This is a genomic window from Bradyrhizobium sp. WSM4874, assembly GCF_055811835.1.
This window is the reverse complement of sequence record NZ_JBVVPR010000025.1, coordinates 22,195-44,163: the sequence shown is the minus strand read 5'-3', so window position 1 is coordinate 44,163 and position 21,969 is coordinate 22,195. Positions and strand designations below refer to the sequence as shown.

The following is a 21,969-nucleotide window of genomic DNA, read 5'->3' as shown; positions in this document are numbered from 1 at the left end:
TCCGGAATGATCAGGCGATCTTGCGGGAGAGGAAGCCGCGGATCAGCGGGACCATTTCGTCGAACTTGTCCTCGAGCGCGAAATGGCCGGTGTTGATGAGGTGAAATTCCACCTGGGGCAGGTCGCGTTTGTAGGGATGGGCGCCATCGGCCGGGAAGATGAAATCGTTCTTGCCCCAGACGATCAGTGTCGGCGGCTTGTGCTTGCGGAAATAGGCCTGTACCGCGGGATACAGCGGCAAATTGGTCCGATAGTCGTAGAACAGGTCCATCTGGATTTCGCTGTTGCCGGGACGGTCGAGCAGCGCCTGATCCTGCACCCAGTTGTCGGGTGAAATCCGGCTGACGTCGGACATGCCGTCGGTGTACTGGAATTTCGTCGTTTCCAGCGTGACCAGCTTCATCAATGCCTGCCGACTGGCATCGGATCCGTCGGCCCAGTATTGCTTGATCGGATTCCAGAACTCCTTCAGTCCTTCATCATAGGCGTTGCCGTTCTGCACGATCAGGCCGCTGATGCGCTCTGGATTCTTGAGCGCGAGGCGCCAGCCCACGGGAGCTCCGTAATCCATGACATACATCGCATAACGGGTGACGCCGAGCTGGTCGAGCAGGCCGCCGACAAGCTCGCCGAAACGATCGAACGTGTACTTGAATGTCGCGCGCGGTGGCATCTCGCTCTGGCCATATCCAGGATAGTCGGGAGCGATCAAGTGGTACCTGTCGGCCAGTGCCGGGATCAGGTTGCGGAACATGTAAGAGGAGGTCGGGAAGCCGTGCAGCAACAGCACAACCGGGGCGTCCTTTGGACCCGCCTCGCGGTAGAAGATCTTGATCCCGTCGACGGTCGCGGTTCGATGATAGGTGACCGGATAGGCACTGGCGGTGTGTGCGTCGCGCTCCGGCTTCGCGGATGCTGCCGTCGAAGAAAATGCGACAGCCGCTCCGGACAACCCAAGAACGAGACGGCGACGATCGAGGAGCGATGGCTTGCGTGTGGTCTCCGCGGTTTTCATGTCAATGTCCTTTCAAAACGATGAGTTCGCCGATGGCCGCGAGGCGTTTTTCAAACGCCCTGATAGACCAGCCGGGTGAAGAAGCCGGGATCGATCACGAACTGCCCCCATATCGCGTCGAACGCCGCTGTCGGCTTCGCCGCAACGGTTTCATCCCGCGTTCGTCCCTGCTTCTTGAGGCGAGCGACGTTGTCGCGAATCCCGACGAGCATATCGCGAAAGGCCTGGAACTCGGCTTTGTTGCCGACGGGTTTGCCATGCCCGGCGATGACGATCGTGTCCTTGTCCATCGCCGCGAGATTGGCGTCGCATGCAGCGATCATCCCGTCGATGCTGCCGCCGGTCGAATAGTCGATGAACGGATAGATGCCGTTCCAGAACATGTCGGCGACGTGAACGATGTTGGCTTCCGCGAAGGTGACGGAGATATCGCTGTCGGTGTGCGCGGGCCCGTAATACTTCAGGCCGATCGAGCTTCCGTTGAGCTTAAGCTCGCGGCTGTGGGCAAAGACTTCGCTGGGGATTCCGCCCGCGCCGAGCGGAAGGAAATTGTAGTCCCAGTCCTCGACCCGCTGCACTTCGGCAAGGTGTTTGCGGGTGTTTTCCTGCGCAATGATTTTGGCGCCGGCTGCATGCAGCCATTCGTTGCCATCGGCATGATCGAAATGCCAGTGGGTGTTGACGAGATGGGTGACTGGATCGGCGCCCAGATCAGCCAGCGCTTTGGTGAGCTGGGGACGTGAGGCGCGGATGCCCGCATCGATCAGCACTTTGCCGTCGGGCCCGGTCAGCACGGCAATGTTGCCGCCGGAGCCTTCCAGTACGGTGATGTTGTTTCGGAGCTTGTGCGTGACAATCGGCGATACCGCAGCACTGTCCTTGATCAGGCTGACGATGCCTCGCGCTTCTGCGTAGGCTTGCCTGGGGCTGAGCCATCCCGAAGCGGCGGCGGACGCGGCGGCGCCGACGCAACACAGGCAGAAACCGCGTCGAGATAACGACGGGAGCTTTGGCGAACGCATGCAATTCTCGCTTTCTCGAGCGACAATCGACGGCGCCAATGATCGACCCCGCTGTCACGATGGAGGGTGGGGCCAATGCAGCAAGCAGTCTATCACGATAGCACGATCGACTGCGCTTGCGCGCAGCCGCGAGTTACTCCTTTACCGCCCCCGTCAGCGACGACACGTAGTAGTCGACGAACAGCGAGTAGAAGATCGCAACCGGCAGCGAGCCGAGCAGCGATCCCGCCATCAGCGCCCCCCACTGGTAGACATCGCCGGTGACGAGCTCGGTCAGGATCGCGACCGGCACCGTCTTGTTGGCGCCGCTCTGGATGAAGGCGAGCGCGTAGATGAACTCGTTCCAGGACAGCGTGAAGGAGAAGATGCCGGCCGAGATCAGGCCGGGCACCGCCAGCGGCAGCGTGATCCGGCGCAGGATCTGGAGCCGTGTGGCGCCGTCCACCAGCGCGCATTCCTCGAGCTCGTAGGGAATCGACTTGAAATAGCCGATCAGGAGCCAGGTGCAGAACGGCACCAGGAAGGTCGGATAGACCAGGATCAGGGCGAGCGGGCTGTCGAACAGGCCGAACTGCACGACCACGGTTGCGAGGGGAATGAACAGGATCGATGGCGGCACGAGATAGGCAAGATAAATGCCGAGGCCGACATAGGGGCTGCCGCGGAAGCGCAGGCGTTCGATCGCGTAGGCGGCAAGCGTGCTCGCGATCAGCGACAGCGTGGTCGAGCCGATCGCGACCAGCATCGTCGTCCATAGCCAGCGCGGATAGGCGGTATTGAACAAGAGGTGCTTGATGTGCGCCAGCGTCGGCGAGGAAATCCAGAACGGATTGTGCTCCTTGTAGTTCATCAGCTCTGCGTTCGGCTTGAATGACGTGATCGTCATCCAGTAGAACGGAAACAGGAGGATCAGCACGAAGCAGCCGAGCGGCAGATAGATCATCATCAGCCGCCGCAACCCGGAATCCCAGGCCATGGTGTCCGGGGGTGTGGTGGCGACGGCGGCCGGTTGGGCGGCGGTATCAGTCATTGCTCTCTCCCTGCTGCCATTTGCGGCGCGCCAGGCCGAAATAAGAGAACAGCGTCGCGAACACGAGGAACGGGATCATCGACACCGCGATCGCCGCGCCCTCGCCGAGCTCGCCACCGGCAATGCCGCGCTGGAAGGCCAGGGTTGCCAGCAAATGGGTCGAGTTGCCGGGGCCGCCGCGGGTGATGGCGTAAACGAGCTGGAAGTCGGTGAAAGTGAAGATGATCGAGAAGGTCATGACGATGGCGAGGATCGGCATCATCATCGGGAAGGTGATGTAGCGGAACCGCTGCCAGGCGCTGGCGCCATCGAGCATCGCGGCCTCGTAAAGCGAGGGCGAAATGGTCTGCAGGCCCGCCAGCAGCGAGATCGCGACGAAGGGAATGCCGCGCCAGATATTGGCGGCGATCAGCGAGAAGCGCGCCGGCCAGGGCGAGCCGAGGAAGTCGATATTGGTGGTGCGCCAGTGCAGCACGTCGACCAGAAGGTAGGAGATGATCGAGAACTGCGGATCGTAGATCCACCAGAACGCCAGCGCCGAGAGCACCGTCGGCACGATCCATGGCATCAGGATGATCGCACGCAACAGGCTCTTGAACGGAAAATGGTTGTTGAGCAGCAGTGCGAGCCAGAAGCCCAGCGCGAACTTCCCGAAGGTCGCGATCCCTGTGTAGACCACGCTGTAGAACACCGCGTTCCACCACAGGGAATCGGTGAGCAGATACTGGAAATTCTCGAAGCCGACGAAGACGCCTTTCCTGCCGATCGTGGTGTCGGTGAAGGCGAGCCAGATGCCGAGGCCGAGCGGATAGGTCAGGAACACCGTGAGCAGCCCGATCGCGGGTGCGAGGCACATCACGATCAGGAACGGCTTGTAGTCGAACAGGCGCACCAGCCAGGACGGCTGCCGCTGTGCGAGGGCGAGAGTGGGAAGTGTGGTCACGGACATCGGTTTGTTGTCCCGTCTCTGGAAGTCACCACGCCCGTCATTGCGAGGAGCGAAGCGACGAAGCAATCCAGGCTGTGACCGCGGGAACAGGCTGGATTGCTTCGCTTCGCTCGCAATGACGTGCTTCTGTGCAGCGTTACTTCTGCCGCCGGAAGTACCGCTTGCAGCGCTGCTCGGCTTCCGCGGCCGCGGCTTCCGGCGTGGCAGCGCCGGTCGCGACGGATGCGAACATCTGGATCAGCACGTAGTCGGCGCTCACGGCACCGGTCGCAGTCGAGATCGGGCCCGCGTAACCGTCGTAATAGGTGCTGTTCATGGTGTTCTTGAACAGCTGCACCTTGGGATCCTGCGACCACACCGAGGCCTCGGCATAGGCGGCCAGCGGCTGGGACCAGTAGCCGGAATTGGCGTTGAGCCACGGCTCGTACTGGTCCTTTTCGAGCATGTATTGCAGGAAGGCCTTTGCGGCGTTGGGGTACTGGCTGTGCTTGAACACCATGGCGTTCAGCGTCAGGCCCGCCATCGGAGAGACCTTGGCCAAGCCCTTCGGCAGCAACTGATGCTCGCTGTCGTCGGCGATCGCCTTGGTCGCCGGATCGTTCTTCAGCGAGAAATACAGCGAGACGCCGTTGGCGGTCAGCGCGATCTCCTGCGCGGCGTAGGCGCGGTTGTTGCTGACGTCATTCCAGGACGTCGTGCCGGCGATGAACGTCGGGTAGAGCTGCTTGACCCAGTTCAGCGCGGCGATGGTCTCCTTGCTGTTGATGACGACGTTGCCCTCTTCGTCGAGCAGGGCCGCGTTGTGCGACCATAGCGCCCAACTTGCGAACCCGTTGCCGTCTCCTTTGGCGTTGCCGAGCGCGAAGCCCGCCGGCTTGCCGGCCTTCTGGAGCTTCTGGCACAGGTCGAGGATTCCGGCATGGTCTTCCGGCACCTTGTCGAAGCCGACCGATTGCAGGATCGACTTGCGGTAGATCACGGGGCCCGCGGTGGCTCCGAACGGCAGCCCGATCCAAATGGGGCTCTTGTTCTTCTTGCCGTAGCGCTGCGCCAGCGGCAGCCAGCCGCCGTACCGTTTGCCGAGATAATCGGCGACGTCGGTCAGCTCGACCAGCTTGTCGACATAGATGTGCGGCGCATCGGAGAAGCCGATGATGATGTCGGGACCGGCGCCGGAATTCGAGGTCACCGCGGTCTGCTGGTTGATGTCCTCCCAGCCGACGAAATCAATCTTGACCTCGACGCCGGTCTCCTTGGTGAATTTTGCCGCATTGGCGCGGAACACATCCTCGTCGGCCTGGACGAAGCGTACCGGTCGCAGCATGCGCAGGGATGCGCCTTTCTCGATCGGCAGTTTCGGTGTGGGGACGTCCGCGGCCTTGATCGCGGATTGCGCATTTGCCGGAGCACCGGTTGCCGCGATTGCCGCAGCGGACAGGCCCAGCGCCAAGGCATCACGACGTGTGATGTCGTTCCTCATCGGTTCCTCCCTATATGTTTCCCTTCCCGGCGTTGGTCGCCGGTGAAGGGTCTTTCCGGTTGCCGGCGCGCCTTCGCGGCCGCCCGCCTAGCTGTTCGGGCCGCGGTCCATGCTGACAGGCTGCCAGCGGCGGAGCGCGGTGTCTTGCAGCACCGACGGATTGACGCAGCTTACCGGCCACATGCCCTGAAGCACCAGTGACAATTCGTAGCCCACCCGGCGCTTGCGCGCCTCGTCAAACCGTGCCGAGGCGGAGGCGACATGGGCGGTCAGGGTGACGTTTTCCATGCCGAGCAGCGGATTGTTGTGCGAGGGCGGCTCTTTCTCCAGCACGTCGAGGGCGGCATGGGCGATCCAGCCCTCCTGAAGCGCCTTGATCAGGCTTTCCTCGTCCACGGTGGCGCCGCGGCCGGTGTTGATGAAGACCGAGCCCTTCTTCATCTGCCGGAAGTGCTTCTCGGTGAGCATGTGATGCACCTCGGGCCGGGCGGGGGCGTGCATCGAGAGGAAGTCGGATTGCGACAACACCTCGTTCAGCGTCGCCGGAATCACGCCGTGGTCGGACATCAGCGTTTCCTGGATGAAGGGATCGTAGGCCATCATCCGCAGGCCGAAGGGAGCTGCGCGTTTCGCAACTGCACGCGCGACGCGGCCGAACGAGATGAAGCCGAGCGTCTGGCCCATCAGCCGCGGAATCTTCGACAGCGCCGGCCGGCCTTCGGCCCAGCGGCCGCTGCGTACCATCCGGTCCTGCTCGACCAGCCGGCGGAAGCCCGCGAGCAGCAGCATCATGGCATGGTCGGCGACCTCCTCGATGAAGGTGTCGGGGATGTTGGTGACGGGAATGCCGCGCGCGGTTGCGGCCTTGATGTCGACGCTGTCGACGCCGACCGAGCCGAGCGTAATGACCTTGCAGCTCTCAAGCGCGTCGATGATGGTCCTGGTGATCGGGATGCCCTTGGCGTAGATGGCGTCCGCTGTCTTCGCGGCGGCGATGAACCCGGCCTCGTCGGCCGGCGCCTCGACGATCTCGGCGTCGATCGGATCGAGCGCTTCGCGCTCGTAGGAATAATCGCTGCTCGCGACCGTGAAGCTCGCGCCCTTCGGCGTCACCACCCTGTATTTCGGCATATCCTGCTCCCGATTTGGTTTCTTGTTGTGACCCGGACTTTGCGCGGGCCTTTGCGTCTTTTACGCGAAATCGGGGCGGTTGCGTACAATCGGCGGTTGCCGTGGCGGCGATTTGTGCGACGGCGCCGACGTTTCCTCCGGGCTTTTACGGGGCGCTCCGTAACAGGTTGCTAAGGGCTCGCCACTAAAAGTTGATTCAATTGCGATCGATTCCCTCGCGCGTCCTTATCCCTTTGTTGCCGGAGCATCCCGTGAAATTGAGCAATCTGAAGATCGCCCCCAAGCTCGGCATTCTCGTCGGCGTCACCTTGTTCGGCCTGTGCATCTCCGGATTTCTGGCCGGCTATTTGATGAAGCAGGAGATGGTGAACGCGCGTATCGAGCAGGCCAAGGCCATCGTCGACATGGGCCGCAACTATGCGGTGGCGCTGAAGAAGCGGGTGGATGCGGGCGAGATGACGAAGGATGCCGCGATGGCTGATCTTCGCCGCTACGGCAACGCGATGACCTATGACAAAGGCGCCGGCTATCTATTCGGGACGTCCTATGACGGTATCACGCAGCTGGCGCCAGATCCAAAGCAGATCGGCACCAACCGCATGGAGGTTCTGACCAATGGCCGCAAACTGTCCTTGGAGCTGATGAACGGCGCGAAGGCTAACGGTTCAATCCTTTTGACCTATGAATACGCGAAACCGGGCCAGGAAGGCTTGATCCGGAAGATGGGCTACGCTGTGGCCGTCCCCGAACTCGAGATGTATCTCGGCACCGGCGCCTATCTCGACGACATCGACGCAAAGATGGGCCCGGTCTACTGGCTGCTCGGTCTCGCCATGTTCGGTATCGTCATCGTCGCCGGAAGCGTCGCCTGGCTGCTCGGCCGCAGCATCAGCCGTCCCTTGGCGCTGCTCGGCGCCCGCATGAAGGATCTCGCCGAGGGCAAGCTCGAGGGCGACATTCCCGGCGTGGGCCGTGGCGACGAAGTCGGCGCAATGGCGTCGACCGTCCAGATATTCAAGGACAACGCACTGCGCATTCGCGACCTCGAGAGGACCGAAGCCGATGCGAAGGATCGTGTCGCGGAGGAGCGTCGCAGCGCGATGGAGGGCATCGCCAGCGAATTCGAACGCAGCGTCAACGGCATCGTCCGATCGGTCTCCTCGGCCGCAACGGGCATGCAAGCCACTGCGCAATCCATGACCGCGACCGCTAGCGACGCCTCTTCCCGTGCGGCGACCGTCGGCGCGGCCTCGCAGAGAGCGTCGGGCAATGTCGGCACGGTTGCCGCGGCGGCCGAAGAGCTGTCGAGCTCGGTTGCGGAAATCTCGCGCCAGGTCACCCGCTCGACCGAAGTGGCGAGCCGTGCCGTCAACGACGCCGAGCGCACCAATGCCACGGTGCAGGAACTCTCCACCGGCGCCGAGAAGATCGGCGAAGTGGTCAAGCTGATCCACTCCATCGCGGCACAGACCAATCTGCTCGCCCTCAACGCCACCATCGAGGCGGCGCGTGCCGGTGAATCCGGCCGCGGCTTCGCCGTCGTCGCTTCCGAAGTCAAGGCGCTTGCCAACCAGACCGCCAAGGCGACCGAGGAAATCTCCGCCCAGGTCGCGGCGATGCAGACCTCGACCAGCGATGCGGTCGCCGCCATCGGCGGCATCACCCAGACCATCGCCGAGATGAGCGAGATCACCGCGGGTATTTCCGCGTCGATCGAGCAGCAGGGCGAGGCCACCCGCGAGATCGCCCGCAACATCCAGTCGGTCGCCGCCGGCTCGAGCGAGATCAATGCCAATATCGGCAGCGTCACCTCGGCTGCGGAAGCCACCGGCACGGCGGCAAGCGACGTGCTCACCAATGCCCGCGAGCTCGACAGCCAGTCCGGCGCGCTGCGCAGCGCAGTCGACGGCTTCCTCGCCAAGATGCGCGCGGCGTAAGCCGCCACACCAGAGCGATCCATCTACTCCATCGTCATGCCCGGGCTTGTCCCGGGCATCCACGTTCTGGGACACCGTACGCGTCGATAGGCGTGGATGGCCGGGACAAGCCCGGCCATGACGGAAAATGCGGAGCGCGCAGCTTCGCGAGCGCCTACTGCTTCTCGATCCCCGCCTCCCGGATCAGCTTCTCCCACAACACCAGCTGTTCGTTCACGAACGTGCCGAGCTGCTCGGGCGTGCCCGAAAACGCGTCCATGCCGAGGGTGGCGAGCTTGGCCTTGATCTCCGGCTGCTCGATGATCTTCCGGATCTCGGCATTGAGCCGCGTCACGATCTCCTTGGGCATGCCGGCGGGTCCGAAATAGCCCTGCCACGACGAGATGTCGAAGTCCCGCACGCCGGCCTCCTGCATCGAGGGCAGGTTCGGCACCAGCGGCGAGCGGTCCTTTGTCGTGACGGCGAGCGCGCGTAGCGCGTTGCCCTGGACATGCGGCAGGCCGGTCAGGATGTCCACGAACATCATCGAGACGCGGCCGCCCATGACGTCGTTGAGCGCCGGCGGTGAGCTCTTGTAGGGCACGTGCAGAAGGTCGAGCCCGGCATTGTGCGCAAAGGTCGCCCCCGACACGATCGCCGAGGATGAGCCCGAGGCGTAGCTCAGCTTGCCCGGATTGGCCTTGCCATAGGCGATGAGTTCGCCGACGGTCTTGGCCGGCACCTCCGGGTGGATCACCAGCATGAAGGGCAGGTCGCCAGTGCGCGCGATCGGGGTGAAGTCCTTGACTGGATCGTAGGTCAGGCTTTTGAGCAGATAGGGATTGGCCGAATGCGTGGTGTTGGTGGTCACCAGCAGCGTGTAGCCGTCGGGCGCGGCGCGCGCGACATAGGTGGCGGCGATCATGCCGTTGGCGCCCGCCTTGTTCTCGATGACGATGCCGACGCCGAGGGCCTGCGACAAATGCTGCGAGATCAGCCGCGTCGTGGTGTCGGTGCCGCTGCCGGCCGCGAACGGCAGCACCAGCGTGATGTTGCGGCTCGGATAGTTGTCGGCCTGCGCAGCGGATGCGGCGGCGAGACAAACGGCGGCCGTGCCGATGGCACGCAGGTTTCGGATCAACGCTGAAAGCATGTCTGGTCGTTCCCTCTTTTTTCGTTGGCGGGGAACCTAGCGTCTCCTCGTCGAAATCGGAAGGCGCGAGTTTGTCGCCTCGTCTCGCGGCGCGGAATTACTTCACCGCGGACCCCTGGCGCGAGGCGATCACGACGCCGGCGAGCACCAGCAGGTAGCCGATCAGGTGGAATGGCTGGATCTTTTCGCCGAGCAGCAGGATCGCCATCGCCGAGCCGAACACCGGCACCAGATGGAAGAACGGCGCGGCGCGGTTCGGGCCGATCAGCGCCACGCCCCGGTTGAAGAACAGATAGGCCAGCGTCGAGGGAAAGATCAGGATGTAGCCCAGCGTCGCCAGCGTCATCCCGTCGAGTTGCAGGACGCGGCCGCTCCAGGCCTCCCAGATCGCCGTCGGCAGCAGCATCGTCGCGCCGCAGCAGGTGGTGAAGGAGAGAAAGGAGAGTTGGTGGATCTTCGGACGCCGCGGGATGAAGGCGGAGTAGATCCCGAACGCCACCAGCGAGGAGGCGAACATGATGTCACCCCTGTTGAAGCTGATGCTCGCGAGCGCGGCGAGATCGCCGCGCAGGATGATGATCAGCACGCCGAGAAGCGAGATCGCGATGCCGGCGAGCTGCGCACCGGTCAGCCGCACGCCGAACAGCACCAGTGACCACAGCGCCACGAACAGCGGTCCCGCCGACTGGATCAGCAGCGCGTTCAGCGCCTCCGTGTACTGCATCGCCCAGTACGAGATCGCGTTGTTGAAGGCAAAGCCCACCAGCGACAGGAACAGCATCAGGGGCAGGCTCTTGCGCAGATTCGGCCAATCGCGCTTCAGGTGCGGCCAGGCGAAGGGCAGGAGGATCAGGAACACGCCGAACCATCGGATCGTGGTCACCGTCAGCGGCGGCACATGCGCACCGACGTGACGCGCGAGCACGATGTTGCCGGCCCAGAACAGTGAGCTCAGGCTAAGCAGCAGATAAGGCTGGTTGTTGAGCCAACTGGCCGGATTGGAGGCCGGTGGCGCGGGCGAAGCGATCGTCATTGGCGTTGGTTACAAGCTTGCGCCGGATGTACGTCGTGACACAAGTCACGCGGCCGCAATGCTACAATGCAGGCATGGCCAGAGGAGGCGGCATTGGCGGTTAATATGTTGAACATCGATGGCCTGGAGCGGCTCGATCGGCATGCACCGGTGGTGATGCTGAACCTGATGCGCTTCCACGCGCGCTCGGGCGACGGCGACGGTTCCGGCTGGGACGCCTATTTGCGCTACAGTGCGGTCACAGTGCCGATGATCAAGGCGCGCGGCGGCACGCTGCTCTGGACTGGCGAGGCCAAGGCGGTCGCGCTCGGCCCGCAGCAGGGCAACAACTGGGATTTCGCGGCGCTGGTCTATTATCCCACGGTTGCGGCTTTCGTCGACATGATGACGTCGGAGGCCTATGAGACCGAGGCCGATCCGCATCGCGTCAACGCCTGCGCCGAGCACGTCATCATTGCGACGAACGAAGCGTACAGCAAGTTCAAGACGAAATAGCCCTCGCTGCCGCGCCGCGCTTTTCCCTCTCCTACGGCGGAGAAGGAGGACCTATGCCGCCTGCTTCCGTGACGCCACGAACACGCCGGCCAGCACCAGCGCGAAGCCGATGAAGTGGAACGCCTGCGGGTGCTCGCCGAGAAACGCCATTGCCATGATGGAGCCGAACACCGGCACGACATGGAAGAACGGCGCGGCGCGGTTGGCGCCGATCAGGCGGACACCGCGATTGAAGCAGAGATAGGCGAGCGTCGAGGGGAGCACCGCGACATAGAACAGGGTCAGGAGGTTCGGCCCGTCGAGCTTCATCACGGGGCGCGCGGACAACTCCCAGATCTCCAGTGGAATGAGACAGGCAGCACCGCAGCCGAAGGTGAAGGCGAGGAACGACAGGCCGTGCATCGGCGGCCGCTTCAAGGTCAGCACCGAATAGAGCGCGAAGATGATCAGCGCGACGACGAAGATGAGGTCGCCCTTGTTGAAATCGATGTTCGACAGCGTGGTGAAATCGCCATGCAGCAGAATGATCAGCACGCCGCACATCGACAGCAGCACGCCGAAGGCCTGCGCCGCGGTGAGCCTGACACCGAGGATGGCGAGCGACCACAGCGCCACGACCAGCGGCGCGGCGGATTGCAAGAGGAGAGTGTTGAGCGCCTGCGTATGCTCGAGCGCCCAATATTGCAGCGTGTTGAAGGCACCGATGCCGGTGATCGAGAGCGTGACCATCAGGCCGAGCTTGCCGCGGATCGCGGGCCAGTCCTGCGCAAGGTGTTTCCAGGCGAACGGCAGCACCAGCAGGAAGGCAAAGAACCAGCGCAGGAACGACAGCGTCACCGGCGGGATGTGGCCGGCGGCGAGCCGTCCGACGATGGCATTGCCGGCCCAGCACAGCGCGGTGATGCTGAGCAGCAGATAAGGCTGGTTGGCGATCCAGTTGTGGCCGGATGTTTCCGTGTTCGTGGTCTGGCCGGTGGCGGACATTGTGATTGTTGTGGCCCCGCGTCATGCGCCAAGCCTCCGGCCCGGCGGCACCCGGGCCGGCTCGTAACCCGGCTCCCTCAAAGACACGGAAATCGAGGTTGCATCAACGGGGGCCGGATGCATCGCGACCATGCAGCGGTGGAAGCAGCCTCTCACGCTTTGGTCGAAGCCATTGCGCTTGTCGCGAAGGGTTCTGAATTTTCCGGGGATATCAAAGGCTTGGAGCGCGCTCGCGGCCCCAAAAAGGCCCCGTTCTTGCTTGCTTACAGAGGCTGCATCCTTTATCCGGTTGGCTGCCTCGCGTTCGAGCGGCCCCGGCCGTGATTGGGCTGGGCGCATCTAACAGATTGCATAGGGATTACCCGCGAATGGCCAATGTTGTCGTCGTCGGCGCCCAGTGGGGCGACGAAGGAAAGGGCAAGATCGTCGACTGGTTGTCGGAGCAGGCGGACATCGTCGTCCGTTTCCAGGGCGGCCATAACGCCGGCCACACGCTGGTGATCAACGGCAAGACCTACAAGCTGGCGCTGCTGCCCTCGGGCGTGCTGCGCGAGCAGAAGCTGTCGGTGATCGGCAACGGCGTCGTGTTCGATCCCACCGCCTTCCTCGACGAGGTTACCAAGCTGCGGTCGCAGGGCGTCGCGGTCAGCCCGGACAATCTGCGGGTCGCCGAGAACGTCACCCTGATCCTGCCGCTGCATCGCGAACTCGACGCGCATCGCGAATCCGCCAATGCGGCGACCGCGATCGGCACCACCCGCCGCGGCATCGGCCCGGCCTACGAGGACAAGGTCGGCCGCCGCGCCATCCGCTTGATGGACCTCGCCGATCTCGACACGCTGCCGCACAAGATCGACCGGCTGCTGGCGCATCACAACGCATTGCGCCGCGGCCTCGGCCTGCCGGAGTTCGACGGCAAGGAGATCCTGAAGGAATTGACTGCGCTCGCGCCGCAGCTCCTGCCCTATGCCGAGACTGTGTGGCGGCTGCTCGACATCAAGCGGCGCGAGGGCAAGCGTATGCTGTTCGAGGGCGCGCAGGGCGCGCTGCTCGACGTCGATCACGGCACCTACCCTTACGTCACCTCGTCCAACACGGTGGCGGCGCAGGCCGCGACCGGCTCGGGCCTCGGCCCCGCCGCGGTCGGCTATGTGCTCGGCCTCTGCAAGGCCTACACGACCCGCGTCGGCCAGGGCCCGTTCCCGACCGAGCAGGACAACGAGACCGGCCGCAAGATCGGCGAACGCGGCCGCGAGTTCGGCACCAATACCGGGCGTCCGCGCCGCTGCGGCTGGTTCGATGCGGTTCTGGTTCGCCAGGCGGTCCGGACCTGCGGCATCAACGGTCTGGCGCTGACCAAGCTCGACATTCTCGACGGCTTCGACACGATCGAGGTCTGCACCGGCTACAAGCTGGACGGCAAGGAGATCGATCATTTCCCGGCGGGCGAGGGCGCACAGGCCCGGGTCGAGCCGATTTACGAGACGATCGAGGGCTGGAAGGAGCCGACCGCCAATGCGCGGTCCTGGGCCCAGCTGCCGGCCCAGGCGATCAAATATGTCCGCCGCATCGAGGAATTGGTGGGGTGCCCGGTCGCGCTGCTTTCCACCAGCCCTGAACGCGAGGATACTATCCTGGTACAAAATCCGTTTGAGGCTTAACGATCTCTTACCGGGACGCGCGTATAATTGAGTAGAAATGGCTGATTACTATCCGCTGATCGCCCGCGCTATTGCCGCCCTGGACCCCAACGCTCCCGGCGAGAGCCGTCGCGCGCTCTACGAGCGGGCGCGTACGGCGCTGATCGCGCAGCTCCGCAGCGTGCAGCCGCCGCTCTCCGAATCCGAGATCACCCGCGAGCGCCTCTCGCTGGAAGAGGCCGTCCGCAAGGTGGAATCAGAGGCTGCCCAGCGTGCCCGCGAGGCCTCGCGCCCCGGTGGCGGCGCGCGCAGCAGCGGCAGCGGCGATGCCTTCCGCCGCGCCAGCACCCGCGCCACCGAGGGCAACGCGCCCGCGCCCCAAACCACTGCTCCGCCGCGCACCCGTCCGGCTCCGCCGCCGCCGCGTGCCGACCGGCCCTCCTTCAACGTCGATGACCAGGGCGACGCCCCACGCGCGCCGCGGGCTCCGCGTTTCGACGCGCCGCGGCAGCCGGGTCCGTCGGCACCGCCGTCGATGCCGGAGCCTCCGCCGCCCGGACGTGATCGCGCCGGTGGGCGCCGTCCCCCCGACATGGGACCTCCGCCGCCGCCGCCGGCACCGGGCGTGCGCGGCTTCCGCGACATCACGGCCGATGCCAACGATCTCGGCGGCGCCGCCGCGCAGGCCAACCGTGCCGCGCGCCGCACGTACGCCAACGTGCCCTCGCCCTCGCCGGAATTCGACCGGCTCGAGCCGAGCCTGGAGAATCGCGCCGCCGGGGCGGACGCGCCCTACTCCTACGACGAATCGATCGAGGAGGCCGAGCGCTACGCGCCGCAGTCGCAGCCGCCGTCGCAACGTCCGCACATCCCCGTTCTCGACCGCGACACGAAGAAGAAGCGCGCCCGCACCGGCCGCGCCTTTCCGTTCAAGAGCGCGATCGCCGTCGGCATCGTGCTGATCCTGGTCGGTGCCGGCATCCTCTGGGGCAAGCAGCTGGTCCAGACCGCGACCAACCTGTTGAAGTCTTCGCCGACGCAGGTGGTGGAGGCGCCCAGGGATTCGTCTCAGCCGCAGAGCAAGCCCAAGATCCCGGATCGCGTCGGCCAGCCCTCGGCCAGCGACCAGCCGGTCGCGCCGGTGGCGCAGAAGGTCGTGCTCTATGACGAGGATCCATCCGATCCGAAGGGCAAGCAATATGTCGGCTCGGTGGTGTGGCGGCTCGAGCCGATCAAGGCGTCGGGCAACCAGAAGGCCGACGTCGCCGTGCGCGCCGACATCGAGATTCCCGACCGCAAGTTCAAGATGACGATGTCGTTCCGCCGCAACACCGACTCCTCGCTGCCGGCGAGCCACACCGCGGAGCTGACCTTCGTCCTGCCGTCGGACTTTCCGGGCGGCGGCGTCGCCAACGTGCCGGGCATCCTGATGAAGTCGAACGAGCAGGCCCGCGGCACGCCGCTCGCAGGCCTCGCGGTCAAAGTCACCGACGGCTTCTTCCTGGTCGGCCTCTCCAACGTCGACGCCGACCGCAGCCGCAACGTCCAGCTCCTGAAGGAGCGTTCCTGGTTCGATGTGCCCCTGGTCTACGCCAACCAGCGCCGCGCCATCATCGCCATCGAGAAGGGCGCTCCCGGCGAGCGCGCCTTCAACGACGCCTTCGCGCAGTGGGGCGACTAGGCATTCCGTCATTCCGGGGCGACGCGTAGCGTCGAGCCCGGAATCCATTTTCCCAAGTCACGCATTTTCCCAAGTCACGCGTTTTCCAAGTCACGCGTTGCGCGATGGGTTCCGGGCTCGCGCTTGGCGCGCCGGGAATGACGTCATGGACGCGCCCTATTGCGCGGCAGCTTCCCGCTTGCGCGATCCTGTCGCGGCCGCGTGCTCGCGGTCCATCACGGCGCGACAGCCCGGGCTGACCTGAGCCTTTTTCTGCACCATGCAGGCCCTGATCCTGGGGATGTCAGGGATCTCACTCGAGCACAGCCGCATGGCATCGCCGGAGCACATCTGCTGCGCTTCGGACGAGAAGGAAAGGCCGGGCGATGTCTGGAATGCGATGGCTGCGGTTGTGACAGCGAAGAGAGTTGCGATGGTCTGGTAGCGTGTCATGCGGAATGCGTCCCCGAGTTCCGTGGGTTGAGCCACTTGGTTTTGGGGCGCCGCACGCGGCTTGATCTGCCGCATGTCACAGCCTTCACGCCGGGACCTCAATCCCGCATGTGGTCGCTCGATCTCTCGTGATGTTCGAATCGAAAAGTGCTGCGCCGCCCGAATCAAGTATGCGCCATTGTCGCGCAGCTGCAATGGCGGGCAAAAAGGAATTCGCAATTGTTGCGCGCACGTCACGCACAATGCGACTCGCGTGCGGTCAGATCAACCGATCGGAGGACACGCTCGCTTGTTCCGCATCGCTTGCGCCAAGCGCTGCGTGCTCCTCGACAGCAGTAACGCCCTTTGCCGTGAGCTCGAACAGATCGCCGTCCTTCATCACGTAACCGTCGGCGATCAGCTCGCCTATCTTGCCGTGCCGGTCGTCGGCAAAGGCGATGGATTGGCTGATGTCCCTGAGAATCGAGAGCTGTTCGTCGCGCAACATGGCTTCACTCTCCATTATCCGGGAATTGTTCCGGTCCTTACATGCCGTGGCTCTGAAACACCTTGCTGCAAGAGCGCGACAGCTTGGCTCTGTTGGCTTGCAAGCAGCCTTGCACCGCCATGTCATTGCCGAGGTCCTTGCGGCAGAAGCGCGAGGCGTCCCGCGAACAGGCCTGCTGCTCCTGCGGCGAACCCATATGGCCTTGTGCGAGAGCGGGCGCGTTCGACAGGCCGCTCACGGCCGTCAGCGCGATCGTCGCCAGGAAGAACAGTTTGCGGGACATCGGCGGCTCCAAATCTGACAGGTGAGTTTCAGGTCCTGTCTGAACTCGTCGCTGTGCCGCTTGTTCCCGACGCAGTGCCGCACCCCCCGCTATTCAAGGTTCCCGCGGCCCTGCTATAAACGGGGCCAAGGATGAGGGTGCCTGATGAAACGCTATCTCGTGTTTGCGCTGGTTGGCCCGTTCGTGGGCGGGTTCCTGCTGCTGCTGACGACGACCTACCAGTCCGGCTATTGGACCCAGACCAGTCTCGGCGAGGTCGGCAAGCTGTTCGCGGTGTTCTTCAAAACCCTGCAATACAGCTATCTGTTCGGCTTTCTGCCCTCGCTGATGATCGGTGCGGTCGACGACATCCTGATCCACATCCGCCGGATCGGCCCGGTGCTGCGGATGCTGCTGGTCGGCGTGTTCGCCTTCATCCTGGCCTCGCTGACCTACAGCTCGCGCGGGCCGGACTCGGGCGCGGTGCAGTTCATCCTGTACGGCCTCGTCGGGTTCGTGCCGGCGGTGATTTCATCCTGGCTCGTGCATAGATATGTCGAGGAGCCGCAGCCGGCGGCGGCACAGACTTGAGGGCGCGACCTTCGATCACGCCGCAGCAACCTCCGCCGCGCTGGCGCGTTCCCTACAGGCCATGACCATGCCCGATGACGATATTCTTGCTCCGCGTCGATCCCGTTCGGGAAACCGCTCGGGTGCGGCCTCTTCGGGCACCAAGGGACGTGGGCCGATCATCGATCAGGACGGTCACGAGATCCGGCCCGAAACGCTCGAGCAGGGCTTTCGCGAGTTTCGCTACGAGTTCGGGAAGGACAGTCCCTTTGCTGGCAACCCGTTTGGCAATCTGACGCGCGAGCAGCGGATCGCGCGGATCGAGGCGATCGCAAAGCTGCTCGATGTCGCCTTCGTGCTGCCCGGGACCAATATCCGCTATGGCATCGATGGGTTGATCGGACTGATCCCCGTCATCGGCGACATCATCACCACCGCGATCTCGCTCTGGCTGGTGCGAGAGGCGAGGGCGCTCGGGGCGCCCTGGTACATCACCGCGCGCATGCTCGGCAATGTCGCCCTCGACGGCGTCGTCGGCATCGTCCCGTTCGTGGGCGACGCCTTCGATGTCATGTTCCGTGCCAACATGCGCAACGTGCGCCTGCTGCGCCGCTGGCTCGACAAGCAGCCGCGCATCTGACACGCCCCAATACGCAAAAAGCGCGACGGCCTTTCGGCCACCGCGCTTTCAGCGCACATAGCAGTCGCTACGAAAACTTACGCCGCGTCGGCGGCGTCGGTGCTGGCTTCCACCGGCTTGCGGTGGCGGGGCAGCGGGAAGGCTTCGCTCTCATAGAGCGAGCGGATGCCGTTCTGGTCGAAGCGCGCTTCCTCGACCTGGAGATAGGCGCCGTTCAGCGAGTCCGTCGGCAACTGCTCCATCGCGAACTGGACGGCTTCGGCCGCGGTGCCGAACCGGCGATAGGTGAAGCCTGCACGCTTCTTCTTGCGGATCGCAGCGGGGAAGAGTTCGGCGGAAGTATTGAAGTTGAACGGACGCAGTGGACGCATGGTCAAAGACCTCGTGATCTCTCTGGGGCTTTAAGCGCGTGGGGTTTAGACGGGCAGAGGCCACGATTGAGTGGGCGCCGCACATGTCATTTTCGTCCTCTAATATAGCCCGTTTTGACAAAATTGCGACCCCCGCGATGCGAGATGATGAATCCGCGCATGGCTGCTCCGCAACCTAGAAAGTTATAATAATATCAGTGGCTTGAGTGGTTTATAGCTTGCCAAGGAGCAGGAGCACGAGCAGCACTACCAAGACAAGGCCGCCGATCCCCATGCCGGAATGACCCATTCCGTAGCCGTAGCCACCGACGCGGCCCGACAGGCCGCCGACGAGATAAATGATCACCAGGATGATCAGGATGGTCCCAAGCGTCATGGCATCCTCCCTGGCGGCCGCCGGAACGCCATGGCCGCCGCACCACCGGGGGAAGAAAAGCACATCGCGCCGCTGGGTTCCATGACGGAACCCGGCGGCGCGCAAGGTTTATTTGGGTTCGAGCTTCAGCGCCGCGGAATTGATGCAGTAGCGCAAGCCGGTCGGCCCCGGGCCGTCGGGGAAGACATGGCCGAGATGGCCGCTGCACTTGGCGCACAGCACCTCGGTACGGATCATGCCGTGGCTGACGTCCCGCTCCTCGTCGATATGGCCCTCGACGGCCGGCTGGGTGAAGCTCGGCCAGCCGCAGCCGGAATCGAACTTGGCGTCGGACTCGAACAGCACATTGCCGCAGCCGGCGCAGGTATAGATGCCGGCGCGGTGGTCGTGCTCATATTCGCCGGAGAAGGGACGCTCGGTCGCCTTCTCGCGCAGCACCGCGTATTGCATCGGCGACAACTCGCTGCGCCATTGCTGTTCGCTCTTGATGACCTTGTCGTCCGTGGTTTTCGTCTTGGTGTCGGGCATGGGTCTCCCGTTTTTTTGATGATCTTGTTTTCGGCAATCTTGTTCAGTGATCTTGCGATCAGTTGGTGGCCTTGCTGGCGCTCACCAGCGTCGGCTTCTCGATATAGTTATCCGCGAACAGCTTTTTGAGGTTCTCGACCTTCGGGAGGTCGTTGTAGGCGATATAGGGCTGGTTCGGGTGCAGCGTCAGATAATCCTGGTGATAGGCCTCCGCCGGATAGAACGCCTCAAGCGCGCCGACCTTGGTCGCGATCGGCTTGCTGAAGACCTTGGCGCCGTTGAGCTGGGCGATATAGGCCTCGGCCACCTTCTTCTGCTCGTCGGAGGTGGTGAAGATCGCCGAGCGATATTGCGTACCGGTGTCGGGGCCCTGCCGGTTGAGCTGGGTCGGGTCGTGCGCCACCGAGAAGTAGATCTGCAGGATCTTGCCGTAGGAGATCTTCTTCGGGTCGTATTTGATCTCGACCGATTCCGCGTGGCCGGTCCGGCCGCTCGATACGGTCTGGTAGTCGGCCGTCGCCTTGGTGCCGCCGGCGTAGCCGGAGACGGCGTTGACGACGCCTGCGGTGTGCTGGAACACGCCCTGGACGCCCCAGAAGCAACCGCCGGCGATCACGGCGGTCTGGATCCCGCTTGCGGGCGCCGCGTCAACGGCGGGAGCGGGGATCACGACCGCATCCTCTGCGGCCCGGGTTGGCGCGGCAAAAGCCAGCGTCAGGGCGGTGGTTGCGGCGAGCAGGGACAGGAGGGCAGGTCGGCGCATGGCGATCCTCTTTCCGAAGGTCTGACAGTCTAGGGCGGTTGGGGCCGGGCGAACAGCCTGCCCGGCATTTTCGGACATTCGAGATACGGGCGGACCGGGCGATTGTTACGGCCGGACGGACACGAGTGTGTGAAACGCGCCGCCTGGAGCAGCCCGGCTTGGCGAGGACCGGAACTCCGCGCTAGATGAACCGGCGCGATCGGTGATCGACTTAAAAGAATCGTGGCTGGAGCTGACCTGACAACATGCTGCGCGTCGCATCCCTGACTCTCGTCGCTGTTCTCGCCGTCCTGGCCGGCTGGAGTTCGATCGCGGCAGCCGATCCGAAACCCGGCGACGACCTCGCCCTTTGCCGCGACCGCCAGGCGGATGCGCAGGCGAGGGCGCAGGCCTGCGACAATTTGCTCAACGCCGACCGGCTCACCGGCAAGGACAAGGCCATCGCGCTCTCCGTGCGCGGCAATACGCTGATCAACAAGCGCGACTACGTCCACGCGATCGAGACCTTGTCCATGGCCGTCGACCTCGATCCCGACAACGTTGTCACGCTCAATTTGCGCGGCCTCGCCTATGAGCGGACGGGCCAGGACGACCGTGCGATGGCGGACTACAACCTCGCGCTCCAGAAGCGCCCGACCTACGGTGTCCCCTACAACAACCGCGGCATCATCCAGGTGCGCCGGGGGGCGCTGCAAAGCGCGCTCGACGATTTCAACCTGTCGATCAAATACGCGCCCAAGTTTCTGCTCGGCTACACCAACCGCGCCCGCGTGCGCACGCTGATGAAGGATTTTGACGGCGCGCTCGCCGATTTCGCGGAGGCCGAGAAGATCGAACCGGCCGCGCCGCAGATCACCAGCAATCGTTGCATCACCTACGGCATGATGGGCAAGTTCGACCAGGCCTTCGCCGATTGCAACGGCTTGATCGAAAAGCAGCCGAAAAACGTGTACGCGATCAACAATCGCGCCGACGTCAACATGTTGAAGGGCGATTTCGACGCCGCGCTGAAGGACTACAACATTGCGATCCAGATCAACCCGAACAATGTCCGGGCACATTCGGGTCGCGGCCAGATCTACGAGCGCAAGAAGGATCTTGCCCAGGCCCGTGCCGACTATCGCGCGGCGGCCTATTCGCTGACGAAGTTCGACGAGTTCGATGTCGCGCGTGCCCGCGCGATCGCACAGGAACGATTAGCCGCGCTGACCCCGCAGCCGTCGGCCGGATCCACGGGACGCCGCGTGGCGCTTGTGATCGGCAACGGTGCCTACAAGAACGTCCACGCCTTGCCCAATCCGCCACGTGACTCGAAAATGATCGCAGCCGTGCTGCGCGATGTCGGCTTCCAGACCGTGATATCCGTCAGCGACCTGACCCGCGACAAGTTCTTCGAAGCGTTGCAAACGTTTGCGGCCGAGGCGGAGAAGGCGGATTGGGCGGTGGTCTATTACGCCGGCCACGGTTTCGAGATCGGCGGCGTGAATTATCTCGTTCCCGTCGATGCCAAGCTCGCCGCCGACAGGGACGCCGAGACCCAGGCGGTTGCGCTGGAGCAGGTGATCGCGGCGGTGGGCGCTGCGCGAAAAGTGCGTCTGGTGATGCTGGATGCCTGCCGCGACAATCCGTTCGCGCCGACCATGCAGCGCACGCTGTCGCTGAAGCTGGTAGACAAGGGCTTTTCCAACATCGAGCCTGGCGCCGGCTTCATGGTGGTCTACGCCGCCAAGCACGGCGAGACCGCGATGGACGGCGACGGCGGCGCCGACAGCCCGTTCGCCACCGCGCTCGCCCGCGAAATCAAGGTGCCGCGCGTCGAGATCCGAAAACTGTTCGATATCGTCCGCGACGACGTCTGGCTTGTGACCAAGCACGTGCAGCAGCCGTTTTCATACGGCTCGCCGCCGGGCCGCGAGGATTTTTATTTCGTCGCGGGGAAGTAGGGATCGCAGGGGACCGTAGCCCGGATGGAGCGCAGCGCAATCCGGGAATCATGATCGCGGAGCTAACC

Annotated in this window: 23 protein-coding genes; 7 read left to right on the top strand and 16 right to left on the bottom strand. The window is 64.0% G+C overall.

All coding sequences use genetic code 11. From position 1 onward, the window contains the following. Positions 1–10: 10 nt before the first annotated feature. The 6 genes from AC0L3P_RS24200 to AC0L3P_RS24175 all read right to left on the bottom strand — a co-directional run bounded on the left by AC0L3P_RS24200 (position 11) and on the right by AC0L3P_RS24175 (position 6,627). Complete coding sequence (locus AC0L3P_RS24200) at positions 11–1,015, bottom strand: alpha/beta fold hydrolase (protein ID WP_473305648.1); 1,005 nt, start codon at positions 1,013–1,015, stop codon at positions 11–13. A gap of 50 nt (positions 1,016–1,065) precedes the next feature. Further along, positions 1,066–2,037 (bottom strand): MBL fold metallo-hydrolase, encoded by a 972-nt coding sequence (locus AC0L3P_RS24195; RefSeq protein WP_473305644.1) that lies wholly within the window; start codon positions 2,035–2,037, stop codon positions 1,066–1,068. Between the two features lie 133 nt (positions 2,038–2,170). Then, complete coding sequence (locus AC0L3P_RS24190) at positions 2,171–3,067, bottom strand: carbohydrate ABC transporter permease (protein ID WP_106942023.1); 897 nt, start codon at positions 3,065–3,067, stop codon at positions 2,171–2,173. Next, positions 3,060–4,016, bottom strand: a complete 957-nt coding sequence (locus AC0L3P_RS24185) for a carbohydrate ABC transporter permease (protein WP_473305640.1) — start codon at positions 4,014–4,016, stop codon at positions 3,060–3,062. The genes AC0L3P_RS24190 and AC0L3P_RS24185 overlap by 8 nt, the downstream gene beginning before the upstream one ends. 136 nt (positions 4,017–4,152) lie before the next feature. After that, on the bottom strand, positions 4,153–5,496 hold the full coding sequence (locus AC0L3P_RS24180; RefSeq protein WP_473305638.1) for an ABC transporter substrate-binding protein: 1,344 nt from the start codon (positions 5,494–5,496) through the stop codon (positions 4,153–4,155). Between the two features lie 87 nt (positions 5,497–5,583). Next, complete coding sequence (locus AC0L3P_RS24175; protein ID WP_275169540.1) at positions 5,584–6,627, bottom strand: C-terminal binding protein; 1,044 nt, start codon at positions 6,625–6,627, stop codon at positions 5,584–5,586. A gap of 251 nt (positions 6,628–6,878) precedes the next feature. Here AC0L3P_RS24175 and AC0L3P_RS24170 point away from each other — a divergent pair, with 251 nt between their 5' ends. After that, positions 6,879–8,564, top strand: coding sequence for a methyl-accepting chemotaxis protein (locus AC0L3P_RS24170; protein WP_275169539.1), 1,686 nt, complete (start codon positions 6,879–6,881; stop codon positions 8,562–8,564). A gap of 154 nt (positions 8,565–8,718) precedes the next feature. On the opposite strand, the gene AC0L3P_RS24165 is transcribed toward AC0L3P_RS24170, so the two are convergent. Further along, positions 8,719–9,696, bottom strand: coding sequence for a Bug family tripartite tricarboxylate transporter substrate binding protein (locus AC0L3P_RS24165; RefSeq protein WP_473305634.1), 978 nt, complete (start codon positions 9,694–9,696; stop codon positions 8,719–8,721). A gap of 97 nt (positions 9,697–9,793) precedes the next feature. Beyond that, positions 9,794–10,729 (bottom strand): DMT family transporter, encoded by a 936-nt coding sequence (locus tag AC0L3P_RS24160; protein ID WP_354101500.1) that lies wholly within the window; start codon positions 10,727–10,729, stop codon positions 9,794–9,796. 105 nt (positions 10,730–10,834) lie between these two features. Between AC0L3P_RS24160 and AC0L3P_RS24155 the strand changes: the two genes are divergently transcribed. Beyond that, a complete protein-coding gene (locus tag AC0L3P_RS24155) occupies positions 10,835–11,224 on the top strand; it encodes a DUF1330 domain-containing protein (RefSeq protein ID WP_473305629.1) in 390 nt (129 codons plus the stop codon). Positions 11,225–11,275: 51 nt separating this feature from the next. On the opposite strand, the gene AC0L3P_RS24150 is transcribed toward AC0L3P_RS24155, so the two are convergent. Then, the gene (locus tag AC0L3P_RS24150; protein ID WP_473305627.1) at positions 11,276–12,208 is read right to left on the bottom strand and encodes a DMT family transporter; all 933 of its coding nucleotides are present in this window, start codon (positions 12,206–12,208) and stop codon (positions 11,276–11,278) included. 368 nt (positions 12,209–12,576) lie between these two features. Here AC0L3P_RS24150 and AC0L3P_RS24145 point away from each other — a divergent pair, with 368 nt between their 5' ends. Together AC0L3P_RS24145 and AC0L3P_RS24140 are read left to right on the top strand one after the other, a co-directional pair. Beyond that, a complete protein-coding gene (locus tag AC0L3P_RS24145; RefSeq protein WP_473305624.1) occupies positions 12,577–13,869 on the top strand; it encodes an adenylosuccinate synthase in 1,293 nt (430 codons plus the stop codon). Positions 13,870–13,906: 37 nt separating this feature from the next. Then, positions 13,907–15,529 (top strand): hypothetical protein, encoded by a 1,623-nt coding sequence (locus AC0L3P_RS24140; protein WP_473305621.1) that lies wholly within the window; start codon positions 13,907–13,909, stop codon positions 15,527–15,529. Between the two features lie 156 nt (positions 15,530–15,685). Here AC0L3P_RS24140 and AC0L3P_RS24135 read toward each other — a convergent pair whose 3' ends face one another. From AC0L3P_RS24135 to AC0L3P_RS24125, 3 genes are all read right to left on the bottom strand, one after another. Then, the gene (locus AC0L3P_RS24135) at positions 15,686–15,961 is read right to left on the bottom strand and encodes a hypothetical protein (protein ID WP_473305617.1); all 276 of its coding nucleotides are present in this window, start codon (positions 15,959–15,961) and stop codon (positions 15,686–15,688) included. Between the two features lie 259 nt (positions 15,962–16,220). Then, a complete protein-coding gene (locus tag AC0L3P_RS24130) occupies positions 16,221–16,448 on the bottom strand; it encodes a hypothetical protein (RefSeq protein WP_007614124.1) in 228 nt (75 codons plus the stop codon). A 37-nt stretch (positions 16,449–16,485) separates the two neighbouring features. Continuing rightward, on the bottom strand, positions 16,486–16,731 hold the full coding sequence (locus tag AC0L3P_RS24125) for a hypothetical protein (RefSeq protein ID WP_247431606.1): 246 nt from the start codon (positions 16,729–16,731) through the stop codon (positions 16,486–16,488). 144 nt (positions 16,732–16,875) lie between these two features. Here AC0L3P_RS24125 and AC0L3P_RS24120 point away from each other — a divergent pair, with 144 nt between their 5' ends. Further along, a complete protein-coding gene (locus AC0L3P_RS24120; protein WP_275169530.1) occupies positions 16,876–17,301 on the top strand; it encodes a DUF5413 family protein in 426 nt (141 codons plus the stop codon). A 61-nt stretch (positions 17,302–17,362) separates the two neighbouring features. After that, a complete protein-coding gene (locus tag AC0L3P_RS24115; protein ID WP_473305614.1) occupies positions 17,363–17,920 on the top strand; it encodes a DUF4112 domain-containing protein in 558 nt (185 codons plus the stop codon). A 77-nt stretch (positions 17,921–17,997) separates the two neighbouring features. Here the strand turns inward: AC0L3P_RS24115 and AC0L3P_RS24110 are convergent, their stop codons facing one another. The 4 genes from AC0L3P_RS24110 to msrA form a co-directional block, all read right to left on the bottom strand. Continuing rightward, positions 17,998–18,291 (bottom strand): hypothetical protein, encoded by a 294-nt coding sequence (locus AC0L3P_RS24110; RefSeq protein WP_007596188.1) that lies wholly within the window; start codon positions 18,289–18,291, stop codon positions 17,998–18,000. A 211-nt stretch (positions 18,292–18,502) separates the two neighbouring features. Further along, positions 18,503–18,667 (bottom strand): DUF3309 family protein, encoded by a 165-nt coding sequence (locus tag AC0L3P_RS24105; protein ID WP_081747975.1) that lies wholly within the window; start codon positions 18,665–18,667, stop codon positions 18,503–18,505. A 108-nt stretch (positions 18,668–18,775) separates the two neighbouring features. Then, the gene (gene msrB / locus AC0L3P_RS24100) at positions 18,776–19,195 is read right to left on the bottom strand and encodes a peptide-methionine (R)-S-oxide reductase MsrB (protein WP_473305612.1); all 420 of its coding nucleotides are present in this window, start codon (positions 19,193–19,195) and stop codon (positions 18,776–18,778) included. A 58-nt stretch (positions 19,196–19,253) separates the two neighbouring features. Continuing rightward, positions 19,254–19,958, bottom strand: coding sequence for a peptide-methionine (S)-S-oxide reductase MsrA (gene msrA, locus AC0L3P_RS24095; RefSeq protein ID WP_027519935.1), 705 nt, complete (start codon positions 19,956–19,958; stop codon positions 19,254–19,256). A 245-nt stretch (positions 19,959–20,203) separates the two neighbouring features. On the opposite strand from msrA, the gene AC0L3P_RS24090 reads away from it, so the two are divergent. Next, complete coding sequence (locus AC0L3P_RS24090) at positions 20,204–21,901, top strand: caspase family protein (protein WP_473305609.1); 1,698 nt, start codon at positions 20,204–20,206, stop codon at positions 21,899–21,901. Positions 21,902–21,969: the final 68 nt, after the last annotated feature.

What these genes read in the sequence shown, in the direction of transcription:
- AC0L3P_RS24200 (WP_473305648.1), bottom strand. Translation starts at nt 1,015, where the DNA reads ATGAAAACCGCGGAGACCACACGCAAGCCATCGCTCCTCGATCGTCGC.
- AC0L3P_RS24195 (WP_473305644.1), bottom strand. Translation starts at nt 2,037, where the DNA reads ATGCGTTCGCCAAAGCTCCCGTCGTTATCTCGACGCGGTTTCTGCCTG.
- AC0L3P_RS24190 (WP_106942023.1), bottom strand. Translation starts at nt 3,067, where the DNA reads ATGACTGATACCGCCGCCCAACCGGCCGCCGTCGCCACCACACCCCCG.
- AC0L3P_RS24185 (WP_473305640.1), bottom strand. Translation starts at nt 4,016, where the DNA reads ATGTCCGTGACCACACTTCCCACTCTCGCCCTCGCACAGCGGCAGCCG.
- AC0L3P_RS24180 (WP_473305638.1), bottom strand. Translation starts at nt 5,496, where the DNA reads ATGAGGAACGACATCACACGTCGTGATGCCTTGGCGCTGGGCCTGTCC.
- AC0L3P_RS24175 (WP_275169540.1), bottom strand. Translation starts at nt 6,627, where the DNA reads ATGCCGAAATACAGGGTGGTGACGCCGAAGGGCGCGAGCTTCACGGTC.
- AC0L3P_RS24165 (WP_473305634.1), bottom strand. Translation starts at nt 9,696, where the DNA reads ATGCTTTCAGCGTTGATCCGAAACCTGCGTGCCATCGGCACGGCCGCC.
- AC0L3P_RS24160 (WP_354101500.1), bottom strand. Translation starts at nt 10,729, where the DNA reads ATGACGATCGCTTCGCCCGCGCCACCGGCCTCCAATCCGGCCAGTTGG.
- AC0L3P_RS24155 (WP_473305629.1), top strand. Translation starts at nt 10,835, where the DNA reads ATGTTGAACATCGATGGCCTGGAGCGGCTCGATCGGCATGCACCGGTG.
- AC0L3P_RS24150 (WP_473305627.1), bottom strand. Translation starts at nt 12,208, where the DNA reads ATGTCCGCCACCGGCCAGACCACGAACACGGAAACATCCGGCCACAAC.
- AC0L3P_RS24145 (WP_473305624.1), top strand. Translation starts at nt 12,577, where the DNA reads ATGGCCAATGTTGTCGTCGTCGGCGCCCAGTGGGGCGACGAAGGAAAG.
- AC0L3P_RS24140 (WP_473305621.1), top strand. Translation starts at nt 13,907, where the DNA reads ATGGCTGATTACTATCCGCTGATCGCCCGCGCTATTGCCGCCCTGGAC.
- AC0L3P_RS24135 (WP_473305617.1), bottom strand. Translation starts at nt 15,961, where the DNA reads ATGACACGCTACCAGACCATCGCAACTCTCTTCGCTGTCACAACCGCA.
- AC0L3P_RS24130 (WP_007614124.1), bottom strand. Translation starts at nt 16,448, where the DNA reads ATGTTGCGCGACGAACAGCTCTCGATTCTCAGGGACATCAGCCAATCC.
- AC0L3P_RS24125 (WP_247431606.1), bottom strand. Translation starts at nt 16,731, where the DNA reads ATGTCCCGCAAACTGTTCTTCCTGGCGACGATCGCGCTGACGGCCGTG.
- AC0L3P_RS24120 (WP_275169530.1), top strand. Translation starts at nt 16,876, where the DNA reads ATGAAACGCTATCTCGTGTTTGCGCTGGTTGGCCCGTTCGTGGGCGGG.
- AC0L3P_RS24115 (WP_473305614.1), top strand. Translation starts at nt 17,363, where the DNA reads ATGACCATGCCCGATGACGATATTCTTGCTCCGCGTCGATCCCGTTCG.
- AC0L3P_RS24110 (WP_007596188.1), bottom strand. Translation starts at nt 18,291, where the DNA reads ATGCGTCCACTGCGTCCGTTCAACTTCAATACTTCCGCCGAACTCTTC.
- AC0L3P_RS24105 (WP_081747975.1), bottom strand. Translation starts at nt 18,667, where the DNA reads ATGACGCTTGGGACCATCCTGATCATCCTGGTGATCATTTATCTCGTC.
- msrB (WP_473305612.1), bottom strand. Translation starts at nt 19,195, where the DNA reads ATGCCCGACACCAAGACGAAAACCACGGACGACAAGGTCATCAAGAGC.
- msrA (WP_027519935.1), bottom strand. Translation starts at nt 19,958, where the DNA reads ATGCGCCGACCTGCCCTCCTGTCCCTGCTCGCCGCAACCACCGCCCTG.
- AC0L3P_RS24090 (WP_473305609.1), top strand. Translation starts at nt 20,204, where the DNA reads ATGCTGCGCGTCGCATCCCTGACTCTCGTCGCTGTTCTCGCCGTCCTG.